Below are 2902 nucleotides of genomic sequence, written 5' to 3'. Positions count from 1 at the left end.
TGGACGCTGGAGGCACTTTTGGAAGGCCTGGCGGAAAACTTCTGAAAAAAACGAAAAAAATGCTTGCAATATGGAAGTGACCATGCTATACTAATTTACGCCTTGCGAAAGGGCAAACTAGCTAAGAAAGAGGTGAACAAGAGCAATGAAGGAAGGAATCCATCCCAATTATCAGCAGACTACGATTACTTGCGCCTGCGGTAATGTGATTGAGACAGGTTCTACCAAGAAGGATATCAAGGTGGAAGTCTGCTCTAAGTGTCACCCCTTCTTCACGGGCAAGCAGAAGCTGGTGGATACTGGCGGACGCGTGGCCAAGTTCAACAAGAAGTTCGGCCTGGACAAGTAAGTCTGACACATGGAAAGGGTCTGCTGTGGAAACAGCGGACCCTTTTTGATTTACTTTTGAGAAATCGGCGCATATACTGAGAAGAGATATTTGATTAAATTCGGGAGGAATGCCGTTATGAAGCTGCAGAGTGTGGACGTCAAGACCATGTCGCCGGAGGTGTTCCGGGTATTCGGGACCCAAAATGCGCTGCTGACCGCCGGGGACCGGGACCGGTGCAACACCATGACCATCGGCTGGTGCCAGCTGGGCTGCGTGTGGAATCTGCCCACCTGCACGGTCTATGTGCGGCCGGAGCGGTATACCTATCAGTTTATGGAGTCTCACGACTATTTCACAGTGTCCGTCCTGCCGGCGGACCGGAAGAAGGACATGGCCTTCTGTGGGACCAAGAGTGGCCGGGACGTGGACAAGGTCAAAGAGTGCGGCCTGACGCTGCGCTACGGCACCGGGGACGCCCCCTTCTTTGAAGAGGCGGAGTGGGTCCTGGTGTGCCGGAAACTGTTCGTCCAGGACCTGGAGGCCTCCTGCGTGAAGGATGAACGGGTGTTCAAGTCCTATACGCCCGCCATGGGCGGCTGGCACCGGGCTTATATCGGCGAAGTCGTGGAGGCCTATCAGAAGAGATAAAGGAAGATTTATGCAGCAGACAGAAGAAGTACGTGACAAAGTGGTGCTGGTGGGGCTCAGCTCCCCGGTGCTGAAAAAAGAGGAAAATGCCGACGAGGACACCATGGAGGAACTCTCCTCCCTGGTGGAGACTGCCGGCGCTGAAACGGTGGGCATCGTCCTTCAGAACCGGCCCTCCCCGGACCCCCGGACCTTCATCGGCGAGGGCAAGGTGGCGGAGGTGCAGCTCTACTGCGAGAACGTGGGCGCCACCATGGTGATTTTTGATAACGATCTTTCCCCCTCCCAGCAGCGGGTACTGACGGATCTGCTGGGCGTGCAGGTGCTGGACCGGTGCGGACTGATCCTGGATATTTTTGCCCAGCGGGCCAAGACCAAAGAGGGCCGTCTCCAAGTGGAGCTGGCCCAGTATCAGTACCTGCTGCCCCGGCTGACGGGCATGTGGACCCACCTGGAGCGCCAGGCGGGCACCAGCGGCAAGGGCCCCATCGGCTCCAAAGGCCCCGGCGAGACCCAGCTGGAAACGGACCGGCGGCACATCCACCGCAAGATTGATAAACTCCGGGAGGATCTGGAGGAAGTGCGCCGGGTCCGGGGCACCCAGCGGGAGCGGCGGCGGAAGAACGAGGTGCCGGTGGTGGCCATCGTGGGCTATACCAACGCGGGCAAGTCCACGCTGCTCAACCGGCTCACCGGCGCCGGCATCCCTGCCAACAATCGCCTGTTCGACACGCTGGATACCACCAGCCGCCTGCTCTCCGTCAGCGATACGCTGGACGTGGTGATCTCCGATACCGTAGGCTTTATCCGAAAGCTGCCCCACCAGCTGGTGGAGGCGTTCAAAGCCACGCTGGAGGAACTGGAGTACGCAGATCTGCTGCTCCACGTCATCGACGTTTCCAACCCGGAGTGGCAGCAGCAGGCCCAGGTGGTGGAGAACCTGATTTTGGAGCTGGGAGCAGGGGAGCTGCCCCGCATCGACGTGTTCAACAAGGCGGACTGCCTGCCGGTGGGGGAGATCATGCCCCACGGCGAGGATATCTGTGCCATCTCCGCCAAGACTGGCGAAGGGGTGGACCGTCTCCTGGAGATGATCGACCAGCGGCTGGATAAAGGGACCCGCCGGGTGACGATCCGACTGCCCTATGACAAGGGCGGGCTGCTGGACATGCTCTACCGGGAGGCAAAGGTGGAGTCCGTGGACTATGGCGAGACCATCAACGTGGTGGCGGTCTGCGGCCCCAGGACCCTGGGCCAGGTGGAGCCGTTTGTGACCCAATAAGGAGGCGCCGTCAGGCGCGGATATGACATAGGACGGAGGACGAACACGTGCAGACCACCTATCGAGTGCCCTTCGGGGATGCGGAGAGTGAATTCACGGAAAAGCGCTCCCGCTTCATCAGTCATCTCTGGCGGGTGGAGACGGAGGCGGAGGCCCGGCAGCACATTGAGGAGACGAAAAAAACCTATTACGATGCCCGCCACAACTGCTGGTGCTATCTCATCCAGGAGGGGGGCGTGGTCCGTTACTCCGATGACGGGGAGCCTCAGGGAACGGCGGGACAGCCTATGCTTAATGTCTTCCAGCGCCAGGAGGTCACCAATGTGTGCTGCGTGGTGACCCGGTATTTCGGCGGGATTCTGCTGGGAGCCGGGGGACTGACCCGGGCGTATTCCAAAGGGGCCAAGGATGTGCTGGAGGCGGCGGGCGTCTGCCGCATGAGCCAGTGGACGCTGTGGGACGTGCCCTGCACCTACCCGCTGTTTGAGCGGATGAAGCTGGAGATCCAGAGCTGCGGCGGCGTGGTCCGGGACACAGAATACGGCGCGGACATTTTGCTGCGGGCGGCGTTCCCAACGGGCGGCGCGGAGCAGTTTGCCCCCCGGCTGACAGAACTCTCTGCCGGCACTTTGGAGATGCTG

General features: G+C 60.1%; 4 protein-coding genes. All 4 read left to right on the top strand.

The window, feature by feature from the left end:
* The first annotated feature begins 145 nt into the window (after nt 1-145).
* A complete protein-coding gene (gene rpmE / locus QZL67_RS00625) occupies nt 146-349 on the top strand; it encodes a 50S ribosomal protein L31 (RefSeq protein WP_021748737.1) in 204 nt (67 codons plus the stop codon).
* Nucleotides 350-466: 117 nt separating this feature from the next.
* On the top strand, nt 467-979 hold the full coding sequence (locus QZL67_RS00620) for a flavin reductase family protein (protein ID WP_022288854.1): 513 nt from the start codon (nt 467-469) through the stop codon (nt 977-979).
* 10 nt (nt 980-989) lie between these two features.
* The gene (gene hflX, locus QZL67_RS00615; protein ID WP_022288853.1) at nt 990-2261 is read left to right on the top strand and encodes a GTPase HflX; all 1272 of its coding nucleotides are present in this window, start codon (nt 990-992) and stop codon (nt 2259-2261) included.
* Between the two features lie 47 nt (nt 2262-2308).
* The coding region (locus tag QZL67_RS00610; RefSeq protein ID WP_292919580.1) for a YigZ family protein at nt 2309-2902 on the top strand (594 nt) is incomplete at its 3' end.

The organism is Oscillibacter sp. CAG:155 (assembly GCA_000436875.1).
Classification (GTDB): Bacteria; Bacillota; Clostridia; order Oscillospirales; family Oscillospiraceae; genus Oscillibacter.
The sequence above is the reverse complement of the archived record's forward strand: the minus strand, read 5'-3'. Positions and strand labels throughout refer to the sequence as shown.